General features: G+C 63.7%; 17 protein-coding genes and 1 tRNA gene. 10 read left to right on the top strand and 8 right to left on the bottom strand.

The window, feature by feature from the left end; translation table 11 throughout:
* The first annotated feature begins 14 nt into the window (after positions 1–14).
* Together AB6B38_RS04250 and AB6B38_RS04245 are read left to right on the top strand one after the other, a co-directional pair.
* Positions 15–662 (top strand): CoA transferase subunit B, encoded by a 648-nt coding sequence (locus tag AB6B38_RS04250; protein ID WP_371394532.1) that lies wholly within the window; start codon positions 15–17, stop codon positions 660–662.
* Positions 663–741: 79 nt separating this feature from the next.
* Positions 742–1188, top strand: coding sequence for a hypothetical protein (locus AB6B38_RS04245; protein WP_371394531.1), 447 nt, complete (start codon positions 742–744; stop codon positions 1186–1188).
* A gap of 17 nt (positions 1189–1205) precedes the next feature.
* Here the strand turns inward: AB6B38_RS04245 and AB6B38_RS04240 are convergent, their stop codons facing one another.
* Complete coding sequence (locus AB6B38_RS04240) at positions 1206–3212, bottom strand: TonB-dependent receptor plug domain-containing protein (protein ID WP_371394530.1); 2007 nt, start codon at positions 3210–3212, stop codon at positions 1206–1208.
* 93 nt (positions 3213–3305) lie between these two features.
* Between AB6B38_RS04240 and AB6B38_RS04235 the strand changes: the two genes are divergently transcribed.
* Positions 3306–3710: a helix-turn-helix domain-containing protein gene (locus AB6B38_RS04235; RefSeq protein WP_371394529.1), complete on the top strand. Its 405-nt coding sequence runs from the start codon at positions 3306–3308 to the stop codon at positions 3708–3710.
* Between the two features lie 195 nt (positions 3711–3905).
* Here AB6B38_RS04235 and AB6B38_RS04230 read toward each other — a convergent pair whose 3' ends face one another.
* The 3 genes from AB6B38_RS04230 to kynA are packed head-to-tail and all read right to left on the bottom strand — an operon-like array spanning position 3906 to position 6418.
* Positions 3906–5288, bottom strand: coding sequence for an L-serine ammonia-lyase (locus tag AB6B38_RS04230; protein WP_371394528.1), 1383 nt, complete (start codon positions 5286–5288; stop codon positions 3906–3908).
* The gene (locus AB6B38_RS04225) at positions 5288–5551 is read right to left on the bottom strand and encodes an Lrp/AsnC ligand binding domain-containing protein (RefSeq protein ID WP_188451058.1); all 264 of its coding nucleotides are present in this window, start codon (positions 5549–5551) and stop codon (positions 5288–5290) included. Before AB6B38_RS04225 ends, AB6B38_RS04230 begins: the two co-directional genes overlap by 1 nt.
* 18 nt (positions 5552–5569) lie before the next feature.
* Positions 5570–6418, bottom strand: a complete 849-nt coding sequence (kynA, locus tag AB6B38_RS04220) for a tryptophan 2,3-dioxygenase (protein WP_371394527.1) — start codon at positions 6416–6418, stop codon at positions 5570–5572.
* 168 nt (positions 6419–6586) lie between these two features.
* Here kynA and AB6B38_RS04215 point away from each other — a divergent pair, with 168 nt between their 5' ends.
* Together AB6B38_RS04215 and AB6B38_RS04210 are read left to right on the top strand one after the other, a co-directional pair.
* A complete protein-coding gene (locus AB6B38_RS04215; protein ID WP_371394526.1) occupies positions 6587–7930 on the top strand; it encodes an META domain-containing protein in 1344 nt (447 codons plus the stop codon).
* 133 nt (positions 7931–8063) lie between these two features.
* Positions 8064–8363: a hypothetical protein gene (locus AB6B38_RS04210; RefSeq protein ID WP_371394525.1), complete on the top strand. Its 300-nt coding sequence runs from the start codon at positions 8064–8066 to the stop codon at positions 8361–8363.
* Positions 8364–8412: 49 nt separating this feature from the next.
* On the opposite strand, the gene AB6B38_RS04205 is transcribed toward AB6B38_RS04210, so the two are convergent.
* The 4 genes from AB6B38_RS04205 to AB6B38_RS04190 all read right to left on the bottom strand — a co-directional run bounded on the left by AB6B38_RS04205 (position 8413) and on the right by AB6B38_RS04190 (position 11174).
* Positions 8413–9534: a hypothetical protein gene (locus tag AB6B38_RS04205; protein ID WP_371394524.1), complete on the bottom strand. Its 1122-nt coding sequence runs from the start codon at positions 9532–9534 to the stop codon at positions 8413–8415.
* A gap of 179 nt (positions 9535–9713) precedes the next feature.
* Positions 9714–10292: a hypothetical protein gene (locus AB6B38_RS04200; protein WP_371394523.1), complete on the bottom strand. Its 579-nt coding sequence runs from the start codon at positions 10290–10292 to the stop codon at positions 9714–9716.
* Between the two features lie 110 nt (positions 10293–10402).
* Positions 10403–10492: transfer RNA gene (locus AB6B38_RS04195), tRNA-Ser, on the bottom strand.
* Positions 10493–10604: 112 nt separating this feature from the next.
* The gene (locus tag AB6B38_RS04190; RefSeq protein ID WP_371394522.1) at positions 10605–11174 is read right to left on the bottom strand and encodes a hypothetical protein; all 570 of its coding nucleotides are present in this window, start codon (positions 11172–11174) and stop codon (positions 10605–10607) included.
* A gap of 138 nt (positions 11175–11312) precedes the next feature.
* Between AB6B38_RS04190 and AB6B38_RS04185 the strand changes: the two genes are divergently transcribed.
* From AB6B38_RS04185 to AB6B38_RS04165, 5 genes are all read left to right on the top strand, one after another.
* A complete protein-coding gene (locus AB6B38_RS04185; RefSeq protein ID WP_371394521.1) occupies positions 11313–11834 on the top strand; it encodes a response regulator in 522 nt (173 codons plus the stop codon).
* Positions 11835–11928: 94 nt separating this feature from the next.
* Complete coding sequence (locus AB6B38_RS04180) at positions 11929–12489, top strand: septal ring lytic transglycosylase RlpA family protein (RefSeq protein ID WP_371394520.1); 561 nt, start codon at positions 11929–11931, stop codon at positions 12487–12489.
* 92 nt (positions 12490–12581) lie between these two features.
* Entirely contained in the window at positions 12582–13727 is a 1146-nt protein-coding gene (locus AB6B38_RS04175; RefSeq protein ID WP_371394519.1) for a D-alanyl-D-alanine carboxypeptidase family protein, read from the top strand.
* Between the two features lie 8 nt (positions 13728–13735).
* Positions 13736–14371: a dTMP kinase gene (gene tmk, locus AB6B38_RS04170; RefSeq protein ID WP_371394518.1), complete on the top strand. Its 636-nt coding sequence runs from the start codon at positions 13736–13738 to the stop codon at positions 14369–14371.
* Positions 14368–15411: a DNA polymerase III subunit delta' gene (locus AB6B38_RS04165; protein WP_371394517.1), complete on the top strand. Its 1044-nt coding sequence runs from the start codon at positions 14368–14370 to the stop codon at positions 15409–15411. Before tmk ends, AB6B38_RS04165 begins: the two co-directional genes overlap by 4 nt.
* The last annotated feature ends 5 nt before the right edge of the window (positions 15412–15416 follow it).

Genomic DNA, 15416 nt, shown 5'->3' with positions numbered 1-15416 from the left:
GGGAGAGACAGATCATGGCATGGACCCGCGACCAACTCGCCGAACGCGCTGCGAAAGAGCTCGAAGACGGCTTCTACGTCAATCTGGGCATCGGCATCCCGACGCTGGTGGCCAATTACATCCCCGAGGATATGGACGTCACCCTGCAGTCAGAGAACGGCATGCTGGGCATGGGTCCGTTCCCGACCGAGGACCAGGTCGATCCTGACCTCATCAATGCCGGCAAGCAGACGATTACCGAGCTGCGCCGCACCAGCTATTTCAGCTCGGCAGACAGCTTCGGCATGATCCGCGGCGGGCATATAAATCTGTCGATCCTTGGCGCGATGGAAGTCTCTGAAAAGGGCGATATCGCCAACTGGATGATCCCTGGCAAGATGGTCAAGGGCATGGGCGGGGCGATGGATCTCGTCGCGGGCGTGCAGCGTGTTGTGGTCATCATGGAGCACACCGCCAAGGACGGCTCGCCCAAGCTGTTGAAAGAATGCGCTTTGCCGCTGACCGGCAAGGGCTGTGTTGACCGCGTCATCACCACCTATGGCGTGTTCGATGTGGTGGAAGATGGCCTTGAGCTGATCGAGCTGGCCGACGGCATCACGCTGGACGACATCGCCAAATCAACCGAGGCGAAATACCGCGTGGCCGCCAAGCTGGCGGCCTAGGTGCGCCGGAATGGGGTTTGGCGGACGATACGGGCTTGGGATCGCTTGTGTCATCGGAGCCGGCGCGGCGGCCGTCTCCATGGTGGCTTTGCTGGGAGCGCTTCTACCGCACGCAGCGAGTGACACCGCCCGCAATCACCTCCTGCTGGCAACTCTCTTGCCAGTCTTCGGGCTCGTGATAACCACGCTGTTCGCCGCTGCGGCCGTATTATTAGAAGCAGCAAAAATCGGCCGGTTCTGGACGTTGGCGCCGCAGCTGGCTTCCTCCGCCGTCTGCTTGATACTTCTTCTCAACATCACGCACCACGCAGCGATAGCGCTCGGTGAATGGTTCGATCAGGACGGACCGAATTCGGAGGCAGTCGACTGGCTCATCCAGAGCGGACTCATCGTCGCGCTAATTGCGGTGTTGGGCGGCGCAATCGCCGCACTGATACAGCTCGCGAGACGGCGTATCCAGGCTCGATCCCGTGTCGATGGCGACCAGGTATTGGCCGCGCCGCGAGGCGATGTCGAACCAGACTAGCTGGTAACGGGTACCCGCTAATGATGCCCGCCGCCAAAGCGCATCCGCACCCCGCCATTGACAACGAAGCCGTCGGTATGTGTCCAGGCATCGACGCTCCAGCGGCCATCGCCCGCGCGGGCAGGGCGCACCAGCGGATCATACCGGCTCTGGCGGATGTCCAGCAGGTTTTCGGCATTGAGGAAGAGGCTGACCCGCCCCAGATTGATCTCGCCGAGAATGCCCATCATCACAAACGGCTTTGAGCGGGTGCGGTAGGGATTGTCGTCGAGTTCCTGCGAGCCAGTATAATAGGCTTCAAAGCCCACACGCCCACGGTCATGGTCCTCCCACATCGCCACAAAGCCGGCCGAGTGGCGCGGGGTGAGTGGCGTGGTGCGCCGCATGCCGGTCACCGGATCGGACGACACCGCGTCGGTGAACATATAGCTCGCCGTTACCGTGATGTGGTCATAGCGGTAACGAAGGAGCCATTCTGCGCCTTGTGTCTGCGCGGTTCCCGGTGCGTTGATGATCTGCATCTGGCCGGTGCCGTCGGGCAGCGAGACACCCGTTGGCACCAGCGCCGTCTCGTGGCGCACGCGCGACTGGAAGAGGATCACATTGGCTTCCACCGGGCCGAAACGCCGCCCCACATCAAATGACAGCGTGTCGGCGCGTTCGGCCTGACGCCCGGCGAGCGGCTCCAGCCGGGACAGCCCGGTTTCCTCTATCGCGTCTACAAAAGGCGTCGGCGCGAAATAGCCCTGCGCGGCGGAAGCGCGCACCGTCCACGCGCCGGGGCGGTAGAGCGCGGCGACGCGCGGGCTGATGAACTCACCATACTCGCTGTGGGAATCGGCCCGCGCGCTGGCGGAGAGCGTGAGGTCCGGTGTCAGCTCGATATCGTACTGGGCGAACACGCCAGGCACGGTGTAGCGATAGTTGAAGGCCGCAAAATCGTCCGACGCGTAGTCATTGATCTCCACGGCGGCCCCGCCGACCAGCGTGTGACGGCCCGCGCTGCGGGTGAGGGAGACTTCGGCAAAGCCCGTCTGGTGGCGGTCGCTGCCGGTCTCGCCGCCGAACAGATGATCGTGGTCTGTGCGCATGGCCGATGCGCGTATGCCGAGCGTCAGCCCGGCATCCAGCGGCATGTCGAGATTGAGGCCCGCATCGAAGCGCTGCGTATCGAGGCCCTGAGCGAAGGCGGACCCGTCCGGCACGGTGCGGCCCGGCAGAGCGCCACCCCGGCGGCGCTCGGTCATGGCACCGAATGTCACCAGCGCCTCTGCCCCCGATGCACCCTGCCAGAACAGGCGCGGGCGCAGCGTGTAGCGCTGATAGGCGGGAATATCGGCCCATCCAGTGCCATCCAGATCGCGCCGCTCCTGCCAGTGCCCGCCGCCGGTGAGTGAATAGCTCCATGTCTCGCTTAACGGCCCGGATGCGTAGCCCGTCACATCCTGTCCGCTCTGGCTGGTGATGTTGGCAAGCGCTTCGCCCTCAAATTCGTCCGAGGGCCGCCGCGAGACCAGATTGATCATCCCGCCCAGCGCCGAAGCCCCATAGAGCGAGGACGCCGCGCCTTTAATCACTTCCACCCGCCCCAGATCGGTTGGCGGTATCTGCAACAGGCCGATCGAGCCCGCCTGACCGCCATAGAGCGGCAATCCGTCCGCCAGCAGCAGGGTGTAACGCTCGCTCATGCCTTGCACGCGGATACCGGCAGACCCCAGCGCGGCGGAGCTTGCCTGCACCCACAGCCCGCCGGTCTCGGCCAGCAAAATCGAGATATTGCCAGGCGACATGATGATCTTTTCCTCGATCTCCTCGCGGTCGATCAGCTCCACCCGGATCGGCTCGTCCTGTACGCGCCTGCGGGTGCGGGTGGCGGTGACGATGATGGTTTCGGGCTCATCGGCGGCGGCGTGAGCGGCCATTGGCACAGGGCCGATACCTGCCCCCAGCGCCAGTGCCATCAGGCTGGCCGAAAGGCCAAAAAGGCGCTTCAGCGGGAGAGAAGAAGGGGAAGAGACTGCCATGCCGGTTATCCTTTTTCGGACTGATCCCGGACTTGCCGGAATCACATCGGCATGCATGCTGCGAGCTATAGTCGCTATAGGTTCAAGCCCGTCATGCAGGAAACATATGCCATCGGAGAACTGGCCCGCCGCACTGGCTGCCAGGTCGTCACCATCCGTTATTACGAACAGGTGGGCTTGCTGCCCGAACCGGCCCGGACAGCTGGCGGTCACCGTGCCTACACGCCCGCCCATCTGCGCCGGCTGGACTTCATCAAGCGCGGACGCAGCCTCGGCTTTCCGCTGGCAGCCATCTCCGGCCTGCTGGACCTTCTCGAAGACCGGGATGCGACCTGCAGCGATATCGATGCGTTGGCCGAGCAGCATTTGCACGAGGTGCGGGCCAAGATCGCAGACCTTCGCGCCATAGAGACGCAGCTTGAAACCTCGCTCGCCCAATGCCGGCACGAGACGCGCGCCGAATGCGCGGTCGCCGAGGCGCTGGTGTCTGCGGGGTGATTTGCACTGGAATATCCGAATACAGGAGCGCCGGTCCTTTTCTCCCCCCGTTTACGGGGGGAGTGGTCCGAAGGACCGAGGGGGGGCGAAAAGAAAAGTTCCCCCCTCCGTCAGCTGCGCTGACACCTCCCCCGTGAACGGGGGAGGAAAACGCATCGCGTCCGGGGTTTCAACTGCCCGGACGAGGGCGCTACCTCAACACACCGGCACGTTGACCGCGAGGCCGCCTTCGGAGGTTTCCTTGTACTTGTCGGCCATGTCGAGCCCGGTCTGGCGCATGGTCTCGATCACCTGATCGAGGCGCACCTTGTATTCGGCATTGCCCAGCATGGCGAGGCGGGCGGCATTGATCGCCTTGATCGCGCCGATGGCGTTGCGCTCGATGCAGGGGATCTGCACCAGCCCGCCGACGGGATCACAGGTGAGGCCCAGATTATGCTCCATGCCGATCTCGGCGGCGTTCTCGATCTGCCGGTTTGAACCGCCAAGCGCGGCTGCCAGCCCGCCAGCGGCCATGGAGCAGGCCACGCCCACCTCGCCCTGACAGCCAGCCTCAGCGCCCGAAATCGAGGCGTTGAGCTTGTAGAGCGCGCCAATAGCCGAAGCGGTGAGGAAGAAACGCACCATCGCGTCTTCATCACCGGGCTTCTTGCAATGCCGGTCGAAATAGCGCGCAACAGCCGGGATGATGCCCGCCGCGCCATTGGTCGGCGCGGTGACAACGCGGCCCCCGGCAGCGTTTTCTTCATTCACTGCCATCGCCCACAGATTGACCCACTCCATGGCCGATAGCGGATCGCGGCTCGCGCGCTCCGGGTCTTCCTCCAGGCGGCGCTGCATGGCCGGTGCGCGGCGCTTCACCTTCAGCCCTCCGGGCAGCACACCGTCGCCCGCCACGCCGCGGTCTATGCAGTCTTCCATGGCCTGCCAGATGACGGCGATGCGCTCCCGGACCTCAACCTCGCTGCGGAAGGCGGTCTCGTTGGCCAGCATGATCTCAGGGATGGAGAGGTTTTCGCGGTCGGCGATCTCCAGAAGCTCGTTACAGCTGTCGAACGGGTAGGGCTCGCCTTCAGGGGCTTCCGCGGCGGAGTTGCGCCCCGCTTCGGCCTCATCAATCACGAATCCACCGCCAATGGAGTACCAGAGCTGTTCGGACAGGATTTCCCCGTTCGCATCGAAGGCGGTGAACTTCATGGCGTTGGAATGGAAGGGCAGGCGCACCTTGCCGTCGAGCACCAGGTCTGTATCGCGGTCAAAGCCTATCTGGTGGCGGCCCAGCAGCCGGATCGCGCCGGAGTTTTCCACCTCTTCGATAATGCCGGGCAGGGCGTCGGGGTCTGCCGTTTCGGGATGTTCGCCCGCCAGCCCCCAGATCAGCGCCTTGTCGGTGGCGTGGCCCGAACCCGTCAGCGCCAGCGAGCCATAGGCTTCAGCCTTGACGCGGGCGATGGCACTCAGCCCGTGCTCGGCATCAACGCGCTCCAGAAACAGGCGCGATGCCTTCATCGGGCCGACGGTGTGGGAGCTGGACGGGCCGATACCGATCTTGAAAAGGTCGAAAACGCCGAAATGCATCAGTCACCAAGGCCGCGATCACGGGTGAAGGCATTAAAGCAGATGATTGTCTGCGTGTCCTTTACCCCTGAAATCGTTTGAACTTTCTGGTTCACAAAGCGGCCGATATCCGCTTCGGATTCCACCGCAAACTGGGCAAGCAGATCGAATGCGCCTGAGACCGAATGGACCTGCCGGGTCTCTTCCAGCGTATCGACCAGCGCCGAGGCGACGTCATAGGTCTTGCCCAGCTCGCACTTGATGAAGATGTAAAACTGCCGCATCGGGAGCTTCCTGCCTGACTAGAGTGTGGTGCGCACGGTCCAGAGTTCCGGGAATAGCCGCAAATTCAGGGCCTTGACGAGATAAGATACACCGCCAGACCCGCCCGTGCCGCGCCGGAAACCGATAATACGCTCCACCGTTTTCATATGGTTGAAACGCCATTGCTGGAACTTCTGCTCCAGATCGACAAGTTTCTCTGCAAACTCATACACTTCCCACCATTTGGCGGTATCGAGATATACCTCGCGCCACATCGCCTCCACATCGTCATCAGGCTGATAGGGCTGCGACCAGTCGCGATTCAGCGCGGCCTGCGGCACGGCAAGCCCCGACCTCGCAGCGAACTTCAATGTTTCGTCATAAAGGCTTGGCTTATCTAGTGCTTCCAGAACCAGCTTATATGCCGCCGGGTCGGCCTCATGCACCTTGGCCAGCGCAGCATTCTTGTTGCCAAGACGGTATTCCAGCATGCGGTACTGCGCCGACTGGAATCCGGAGCTCTGGCCCAGCGCATCGCGGAATTTGAGATAGTCCGACGGCGTCATCGTGGAGAGCACGGCCCAGGACTGGGTAAGCTGTTCCTGGATGCGGGCAATACGCGCCAGCATTTTCATCGCCGGGCGCACCTCGCCGGCCTGCACATGGGCAATGGCCGCATCCAGCTCGTGCAGGCACAGCTTCAGCCATAGCTCGCTGGCCTGATGGATGATGATGAACATCATCTCGTCATGTTCGGCTGTCAGAGGTGATTGTGCGCCCAGAATGCGGTCAAGGTCGAGATAGCGGCCATAGCTGAGCCCCCCTTCCGGGGTCCAGTGGATCTGCTCGCCATCAAGATTCACAGACGTGGGAAAATGTTCGCTCATATGTCCGGTCTACAGGCGGTCAGCAGGGGCGGCAAGGCGTTCTGCTGGACACCGCCGCGTGCGGTTCTGCTTTCCGTGCCGGGTGGCGCAGTGTAATCATCCATGCTGACACAACAGGGAGTAACCCCCTTGCGCCTCTTTGTGAGAACGAGAACCGCATTTCTGCCGATGACCGCCGCCGGTGCCATTCTGCTGGCAGCGGGTTGCAGCCCCGATGGTCAGACGGCGCAGGACAACCAGACCGCCGATGCGGCCAGCGGCGCCAGCGTGACATTTGCCGTCGCCTACCGGGAACGCATTGCGCTGGGCGAGAACGCCATTGTTGAGGCACAGCTTCTCGCTTTCGAGCCGGGCAGTGACCGGCCTGAGCTGGTCGCCGAGGCGCGCGAGCAATTTGAAGGGCGTCAGGTTCCGATTGATCTGACGCTGACCTACGATCCGGACGCGGTGGCAACCGACCGCGAGCTGGCGGTTAGCGGCCGTATCCTTGACCCGGACAGCGCCCAGGTGTGGATCACGCCTGAGGACGCACGGTTTCCGGCCGGAAACCCGGACGCCGATCTTGGCGTCATCATGCTGGTGCGCAGCAACCATGCTGCATCGAATGACACGGCCTATCTGTGCGATGACGGGCAGGCGTTCAGCGTGCACTATGACGCGCCAGACATCACCCTCACCATGGGCGACAGCACCTATACGCTGACGCCTGCGCCAGCCGCCTCCGGCGCACGGTTCGAGGCCAGCAGCGAAGAGGGGCCGCGTGCCTTCTGGAGCCGGGGTGAAGGCGCGCTGGTGCGCTTCGAAGAGGATGGCGAGTGGGTGGGATGCGAATCGAGCACCTATCTGCCCGCCGCCGAGGAAGCTGAAACGGCCGAGCCTGAACCCGGCCCGGCGGTATATACCGCGCGCGGGAACGAGCCCGGCTGGATATTGCGCCTGTCGGGCAATGACGCCGAATATCTGGGCCAGTACGGCGAAACGCGCATTTCGGGACGGGTGACCGAGCGCGGCGCGCTGAACGAAGAGACCAATGTGCTCACCATTTCAGGTGATAACGGGGAAAGCTTCACCGTCCAGATCACCCATACGATCTGTCAGGACACCATGGCCGGCCTGTCCTATCCCGACACGGTGACGATAACGCTGGGCGATATGGAGAGCTATTCAGGCTGCGGCGGCGATGCCGAAAGCCTGCTGGTTGGAGAGGTATGGCGGGTCACACATATCGCGGGCGAGGAAGTGCCCGGGCCGCGCGCGGTCACGCTGGAGTTTGATGGCGAGGGCCGCCTGTCAGGCCAGGCGCCATGCAACCGCTATTCGGCCAGCTACCAGATGACCGGCGAAGGCGTTGTGCTGGGGCAGGGCGTTTCCACACGCATGGCCTGCGCAGGCGATCTGATGCAGCTGGAAGCCACATTCCTCGGCATCATCCAGGGCTCGCTGCCGGCCAGCATCGACGCTGACGGCACGCTCCGCCTTGGCGAGGGGCGGATACTGGCGGTCAGGGAGTAGAGCAATCCACCGCCCGTTCATCTTCCCGTCATGTTGCACGGCGCAACCTGCTACATTCATGGACAGGGAGGACATCTTGGAACAGTCCAGACGAATATTTATCTGCTCGGCGCTAGGTGCGGCCATTGCAGGCTTGACCTTATCCAGCCAGGCGTACGCGCGTCAGGCACAGGCCACCGACCCGATCCCGCATATTGATGTGGTTGTAGAAAAAATTCCGCCGGGCAGCGAGACTTTCCGGGGCACTACAGGCCCACGCGGAGAGATTGCCATACGCGATCTCGAAGCGGGCTATTACGAGGTTCGGGACATGAACAACACGGTGCGCGCGGGTATCCGGCACCGTGGCGGCCCGGCACGCTGGCAACTTCGTCAGCAACGGGACAGCCGCCGCCCCATATGGACGCTCGCCGACCAGTCCGATCCGCTATAGGGGCGAACGACGGGCGGCGTCAGCCAGCGCTGCTGCCGCCAATCCGGCGCTAGACGGCGAAGCGTAAGATCGCGGCCATGTCGCCGCCGCCCGGCAGATCGCTCCTGCGCACCCCCAGAACCCGTGCACCGCTGGCCAGTGCCCGGCCGGCAATCTCGTCAACAACGCCGTAGGTCTGCGTGCTTGCCTCCCTGGCAAAGCTCACCGCGCCGGTCTCGTCATCAACGGTGCCGGCAATGACGGAATCGATATCGACCAGCAGCGTATCGACAGCGCCGAACGTCGCCGCGCGGGCCGCGTCCGACACATCTGCCGTCGCCCGGCCTTCCCCGGCGCGCTTGTCATAAAGCGCCTTGATATCCTTGATATTGCGCGCGTACTCGGCGTCGAGAACGCTGCGCGCCGACTGGGAAAGCTCGCCATCACTGATGCGGTCAGGGCTGTCCTCGATGCCGTCGGGCAGCAGGTGGGGATAGCTGCAGACAGACCGGAATACCGACGCCAGCCGCCCGGTCGCGGCCAGGATTAGCGGCGTTTCACGCCCCGAGAGGAAGGGCCGCAGCGCGGCGTCCACCTTGCGGGCATATTGCTGGAAGCGGACATTCTGGCCTTCAGAGCCATGAATGCGTCCGCTGGCCGAGCGGTCATTGAGCGTGGACTTGCCAGCAGAGCTCGCCGCGTCCTTGGGCAGATTGTCGATTTTGATCGTTGCGGGCGGCAAATCGGCATGCACCTCCACCAGCCGCACGGCATTCTCCGACAGGGCGAGAATATAAGCCGAGTGCGGGAAGGAGACCGCGCGCAGCAGCGGTTTGAGATGAAACCGGTCAGACACCTCGACCATGGAGGTCAGCTGGTTGGCCAGGCGGAAGGTCTGCACCTGGTCGGGCGTGGCCAGAATGGCAAGGCTGTTGGCCTGCAGGCGCCAGAACTCCTCATCGGCCGCCACCGCCTCGAGCTGCTCCATCAAAGCCGCCAGACGCCGCTTGTCGAACCCGGCTGCCTCCAGCTGCTCGCGCGCCTTCTTCGCCAGATTGCCCAGCGTGATGAGCGACGCGCCGCTATCCTGCGTCAGCGGTGTGGTCTCAAGATAGATCGACACGCAGGCATCACTGCGAACGGCGTTGAGCCTGGCGATGTCGGCGCGGGTGGGGATATCGACGTGGAACATTCAGCATTTTCCTTGAACTGGTTCGCGGGGGAATGGTCTTCACCCATGTGTATAGCGCGTCACCGCGCCGCAAGGCGGGGTAAAGAGACTTACGCGCTGACAAAACGCCGCGGGGCGAGGTGCTGGACGGGAAAAGGCCTACACAGCGACGCGCAGGCCTTTTCGTGGTTGGGGCGAGATCAGCTCGACCACCAAACAGCGACAGGAAAGAAGCTGGCCGTATGATTCCATATCGTCTGGAAAACATGCCCGATGAACCAACCGACAGCAACCAAGCCGAGAGACCACAACCGCTTCTTTACATCACCAGCAGCCCATTTCCAAAAAGAAAGACGAGACTTATACTCGTGCTCATAGCCTTCAATTTTCAAACTCACCGCAACTCTGGCGTCTGCGCCATCTAAATACATTTCGTCAATCAGCCCTGTCGGGAGGAGTCGCCCAATTTTTGCTAGCGATTCTGCGCAACGATCCTCCGCAAAACATTGAAAGTCAACGACTGCTTCCTTGGCCAAGGTGAAATCTGACCTTTTGATTGGGCTATGGTCTGGTGGGAAGGTTGTAAGCGCTTGAATCAGATTGTTGCCAAACGCGTCCATTTCTGCGGCGACCGCCTCACGATGTCTGATCACCGTAGAGCCACTTAATAGATTTCCAGCAGCTGAGTTCTCAGCAAAAATTTGATTGAACCGGATTGTGAGTTCCCGCTCGCTCTTAGCTCGAGTATGGGCAAGCTGTTCTGCAAAGTAGCTGGGCATCTCGGTTCCTCGCATTCATCAGCAGGCTAAGTGACACAATTGCCAAACCTAAGACAACAAGCAGCCACGAGTGCCTAAGTTAGCGGCCTGGTGTCGATGAAAGCGGAAAATGGCGGAGGGGGTGGGATTCGAACCCACGGTACGGTTTCCCGCACGCCGGTTTTCAAGACCGGTGCCTTAAACCACTCGGCCACCCCTCCGGCGGCGCGCATCGTTTAGCCGCTTAACGCGCCGTCCCGCAAGCGCAATTGCCCGCTGTGCTCCTGCCGCCGCATCTGCCCCGCCGGCGGGCGGCTGGGCAGGGGCGGATGCCTAGTCCTCCCAGCCCCACGGCGCAGGGGGCGCATCCACCGTTTCTGACAGGTCGAACTCCACCCGGAAGGCGCGCTCGGTGCCGAGGCGCTGGACGAAATAGACAAAGCGCTCGCCGGGATGGACCTCCATCATCCACACATTCGGCCAGGAGCCGGGGATGACGGTGTTGCTCTGGTCATCGGACGGGAAGATGCGCCCGTGCGGACCGCCTTCGCTCGGCGAGAACCCGCCATACATGGTCACATCATCATCGCTGCCATCATCATGGCGGTGATCGTGGCGCAGCTCGATACGGCCATCATCGTGGCGCGTCAGCACCCAGGTGCGCGACAGATCATCACCCACCACGAACGGGATGCGGATACGGTTTTCCTCGCAGGCGCGCACATGCATGAACAGGGCTTGCCCCTCAAAGCTGGTATCGCCCTCCGGCGCGCGCAGCAGCTCGCCCTCGAACGCCTGTCCGCACAGCGCGTTCAGCCGGTCCCAGAACCCGTCCTCAGCCGCAGCCGGAGCGGCCAGCCCCAGCGTCATTCCAGCGCCAGCAAGCAAGGCAAATCGTCTCATATTGCGTCCTTTCCATGTCGAGATGCCATCATGGGCGCATTCAGCGCGCTAACGCAAACCGGAGGCGTCAAGGTCTGCAACCCTTTGTTTAGCGATCAATGACTAAGCTGACGCTTAAGTGTCGTGGAGTGTGGGGCTTTGCCGGACAATATTGCCGGAGAGAGAAGACGGCTGGAGGTGCTGCGCGTCCTCGTTGTGGACGACAACACCCATATGGCGTCCATTCTGCGTACGGTGCTCAACAGCTTTGGCATCCGCCATGTGGACGAGGTGCGCGGCGCGGTCGAGGCGCTGGAGCTGATCCGTACGCGCCCCTACGATTTCGTGCTGCTGGACTACAATATGCCGATCCTTGACGGGATCGAGCTCACCCGTCTGGTCAGGACCGGGCGCGACCATAACCAGCAAATGGTCCCGATCATCATGATTACCGGATTTACAGAGCGGTCACGCGTGTTGGCCGCGCGCGATGCGGGCGTCACCGAAGTGTGCGTGAAGCCGGTGACCGCGCGCGATCTGTGGAACCGGATTGCCGAAGTCATCAACGCGCCGCGCCCCTTTGTGCGCTCCAAAGGCTTTACCGGACCAGACCGCCGCCGCCACAAGGATGTCGAGTTCACCGGCGACGAGCGCCGTCACGCGAAAGAGCAGGCGGCCTGACCGCCACCGGCTACATTGCGCATCCCCGATTGCCCGCCCTGGTGGCGCCTGCTAGTGACGTTATCTCCGGGCGGGCAGGGCGCAAGGATGGCCGATGAGTTCAAGCCGCATTTCATGGCTAGGCGTATGTGCCGCAATGGCTGGCCTTATGGTCGCAGCCTGTTCGCAGACCGGTGAACCAGCCCGCCCCGCCATCGCCGCAACGCCCGCCGCCGCCAGTCCTGCGCATCTGGTGGCGATTGCCGGCAGCACCGCGCCCGATCCGCTGACGCAAGCCCCGCGCCGCAGCCAGACGGGTCTTGCCTCCTGGTATGGCGAGCGCTTCCACGGCCGCCTGACCGCCAGCGGCGAGGTGTATGACATGCACGCGCTGACGGCCGCGCATCCAGACCTGCCCCTGCGCAGCCTGGCGCGCGTCACCCGGCTGGATACCGGCGCGAGCGTGGTGGTGCGCATCAATGACCGGGGGCCGTTTGTGGAGGGGCGGATCGTGGATCTCAGCCGCGCTGCAGCCCAGGTTCTGAACCTTATCGAGGATGGTCTGGCCGAGGTGAGGGTGGAGGCGTTCGGCCCCGCCGATCCGCATGACCGCGCCGCTGTATCCGGCTTCCTGCCCCGGCGGAACGCCGCCAGCGCGCGCGGCGCAGCGAACTAGCCTGCCTGCAACCTGTGCGCCCGTCTGGACGGGAGGCGCGGCGCACGGTTTTATGGATTGCCCCTTTTTGCCGCTGATGCTGGAGAGCCAATATGGCCCGTCTTGTTGCCGCACTTGCCGGTCTGTTCCTTGTTTTTGGCGGGCTTGCCGCCGCGCAGGAGCCTGTCTTCCAGACATCGGCCAGCCACGCCGTCATCATGGACTATGAGACCGGCGAAATCCTGTTCTCCAAGAATGGCGATGTGCCCATGCCGCCATCCTCCATGAGCAAGCTGATGACGGCCCTGATGGTGTTCGAGGCGCTGGAAGCTGGCACTCTGTCGCTGGACGATGAGCTGCCTGTCAGCGTGCGTGCCTGGCGCGAGGGCGGGGCGGCGTCCGGCGGCTCCACCATGTTCCTTGAGGTGAATAGCCGCGCGCGGGTGGACGATCTGCTGCGCGGCATCATCGTCCAGTCCGGCAATGATGCCTGCATCGTGGTTGCCGAGGCGATTGGCGGCAGCGAGGAAGCCTTTGCCGACATGATGACGCGCCGCGCGCGCGAGCTGGGTCTTGAAACGGCGAATTTCCGTAACTCGACCGGCCTGACGGCCGAAGGCCATGAGATTTCCGCCGAAGACCTGGCACGTCTGGCCGCCCACATCATCCGCAATCACCCGGACTTCTACCGCCTCTATAGCGAGACCACTTTCACCTATAACGGTATCCGCCAGGCCAACCGCAATCCGCTTCTGGGTGCCTTTGATGGCGCGGACGGTCTGAAGACCGGCTATACCAGCGAGGCGGGCTATGGCCTGACTTCCTCAGCCGTGCGCGGCGGGGAGCGGCGCATCGTCGTGTTCAACGGTACCCAGTCCATGCGCGAGCGCGCCAACGAGGCCGAGCGCCTGATGCGCGCCGCCTTCTCCGATTTCGTGATGGTGGATCTGGCGGCGGCGGGGGCGGAGATTGGCAGCGCCGACATCTATATGGGCACCAGCCGCAGCGTCGCCCTGCGCACGACAGACCCTGTCCGCGCTGCCATGCACCGGCGTGAGCGTGACCGTATGCGCGCCGAGATCGTCTATGAAGGCCCGCTGGTTGCGCCGGTTGCCGCAGGGGATGAAGTGGCCCGCCTCGTCATCACCATGCCCGATGGCCGGACGCGCGAATACCCGCTTGAGGCGGCCGAAGATGTGGCGCGCCAGGGCATGGTGTCGCGTGCGATGAGCGCGCTGGTCAATCTGGTCGCTGGCTGACGCCGTCCATGGCTCGCGGACGCTTCATCACGCTGGAAGGAGGAGAGGGGGCGGGCAAGTCAACACTCGCCGCCGGGCTGGAAGAAACGCTGGGCCAGCGCAGTATCAGCGTGGAGCGCACGCGCGAACCAGGCGGTACGCCGGGCGCAGAGGAAATCCGCAAGCTGCTGGTCGAAGGCGCCGGAGACCGCTGGACAGCCACCAGTGAGGCCCTCCTGTTCTTCGCCGCCCGCCACGACCATGTGGAACGCCGCATCAAGCCCGCGCTCGATGCCGGGCGTTGGGTGATCTGCGACCGGTTTTTTGACTCCACCACCGCCTATCAGGGTGCCGCTGGCGGTCTGGACCGCGAAACGCTCACCCAGCTGCGCCGCCTGACGCTGGGTGATTTTACGCCCGATCTCACGCTGATACTCGATCTTGACCCCGAAGCCGGTCTCGTCCGTGCCGGCTCCAGAGGGGGCGGCGAACAGCGCTTTGAAGGCAAGGGGCTGACCTTCCATCAACGCCTGCGGCAGGGCTTTCTCGATATTGCGCGCGCAGAGCCGGAACGCTGTGTGGTGCTGGACGCCGCGCAGCCGCCTGATGGCGTGCTGGCTTCTGCGCTGGCAGGCATCGAACAACGCCTGGGGTGGCCGCGATGAGCGATGACGCCCTGCCAGAAGCCGATGCAGAACCCGGCCTGCCGCATCCGCGCCATGTCCACACACTGTTCGGTCATGCCGATGCGGAGGCGGCAGCGGCCTCTGCCATACAGTCTGGCCGCATGCACCACGCCTGGATGATTACCGGTCCCAAGGGCGTCGGCAAGGCGACGCTGGCCTGGCGCATGGCAAGGCGGCTTCTGGGCGTGAAAACCGATCCATCCGGCCCGCTGGCGCATGCCGGCGCAGACCCGGTAAACCAGCGCATGGAGGCGCTGTCCCATCCCGACCTGCTGCTGGTGCGCCGCCCCTATGACGAGCAGCGCAAACGCCTGAAAGGCGAGATCACCATTGAGGAGGCGCGGCGCATCCCGTCCTTCTTCTCGCGCCGGGCGGCAGAGGGCGGCTGGCGGGTGGCCATCATCGACAGCGCGGATGAGATGAACCGCAACGCTGCCAATGGCTTGCTGAAGAGTCTTGAGGAGCCACCTGAACGCGGAATCCTGATCCTGGTGGTCACATCACCGGGCCGTCTGCCCACGACCGTGCGCTCGCGCTGCCGCCGCCTGCACCTGCGCGCGCCCGATGAAAGCCCTTGCGCGGAATGGCTGGCGGAGACCCACAAGATAGCGCGCGATGAGGCCGCGCTGCTGGCAAAACTGGCCAAGGGCGCGCCGGGCAGAGCGCTCGCTTTCCACACAAGCGGGCTGGCCGATATGCAGCGCGATCTGGCTAGCGCTTTCAGCGCATCGGGCAGGCTGGACCAGAGCGGTATCGAGAAGCTGATCGGCAAGGCGACCGGCACCGACAGCCATCAGGCCCGCGCCGTCCTGTTCGACATGATGGCGGGTGAGTCTGCACGGCGCGCCAGGGCAGCCGCAAGCGCGGGCGACGCCGCGCAGGCTGGACGCTGGGCGGAGGCGTCGCGACGCATTACCAGTCTCGCGCGTGAAGCCGAAACGCTCTATCTCGACCCCAGGCAAAGCCTTCTGGCCGCGTTTTCCCTGCTGGATGACGCCGCAAGGCAATCTGCCGCCTGACGCTG

The sequence above is a fragment of the Glycocaulis abyssi genome (genome assembly GCF_041429775.1).
GTDB lineage: Bacteria > Pseudomonadota > Alphaproteobacteria > Caulobacterales > Maricaulaceae > Glycocaulis > Glycocaulis abyssi.
Note: the sequence above shows the minus strand (reverse complement) of the source record. Positions and strands in the feature narration are given on the sequence as shown.

Bases quoted from the DNA above. Each gene is read 5' to 3' on its own strand.
- AB6B38_RS04250 (WP_371394532.1), top strand. From the start codon at position 15: ATGGCATGGACCCGCGACCAACTCGCCGAACGCGCTGCGAAAGAGCTC.
- AB6B38_RS04245 (WP_371394531.1), top strand. From the start codon at position 742: ATGGTGGCTTTGCTGGGAGCGCTTCTACCGCACGCAGCGAGTGACACC.
- AB6B38_RS04240 (WP_371394530.1), bottom strand. From the start codon at position 3,212: ATGGCAGTCTCTTCCCCTTCTTCTCTCCCGCTGAAGCGCCTTTTTGGC.
- AB6B38_RS04235 (WP_371394529.1), top strand. From the start codon at position 3,306: ATGCAGGAAACATATGCCATCGGAGAACTGGCCCGCCGCACTGGCTGC.
- AB6B38_RS04230 (WP_371394528.1), bottom strand. From the start codon at position 5,288: ATGCATTTCGGCGTTTTCGACCTTTTCAAGATCGGTATCGGCCCGTCC.
- AB6B38_RS04225 (WP_188451058.1), bottom strand. From the start codon at position 5,551: ATGCGGCAGTTTTACATCTTCATCAAGTGCGAGCTGGGCAAGACCTAT.
- kynA (WP_371394527.1), bottom strand. From the start codon at position 6,418: ATGAGCGAACATTTTCCCACGTCTGTGAATCTTGATGGCGAGCAGATC.
- AB6B38_RS04215 (WP_371394526.1), top strand. From the start codon at position 6,587: ATGACCGCCGCCGGTGCCATTCTGCTGGCAGCGGGTTGCAGCCCCGAT.
- AB6B38_RS04205 (WP_371394524.1), bottom strand. From the start codon at position 9,534: ATGTTCCACGTCGATATCCCCACCCGCGCCGACATCGCCAGGCTCAAC.
- AB6B38_RS04200 (WP_371394523.1), bottom strand. From the start codon at position 10,292: ATGCCCAGCTACTTTGCAGAACAGCTTGCCCATACTCGAGCTAAGAGC.
- AB6B38_RS04190 (WP_371394522.1), bottom strand. From the start codon at position 11,174: ATGAGACGATTTGCCTTGCTTGCTGGCGCTGGAATGACGCTGGGGCTG.
- AB6B38_RS04180 (WP_371394520.1), top strand. From the start codon at position 11,929: ATGAGTTCAAGCCGCATTTCATGGCTAGGCGTATGTGCCGCAATGGCT.
- AB6B38_RS04175 (WP_371394519.1), top strand. From the start codon at position 12,582: ATGGCCCGTCTTGTTGCCGCACTTGCCGGTCTGTTCCTTGTTTTTGGC.
- tmk (WP_371394518.1), top strand. From the start codon at position 13,736: ATGGCTCGCGGACGCTTCATCACGCTGGAAGGAGGAGAGGGGGCGGGC.
- AB6B38_RS04165 (WP_371394517.1), top strand. From the start codon at position 14,368: ATGAGCGATGACGCCCTGCCAGAAGCCGATGCAGAACCCGGCCTGCCG.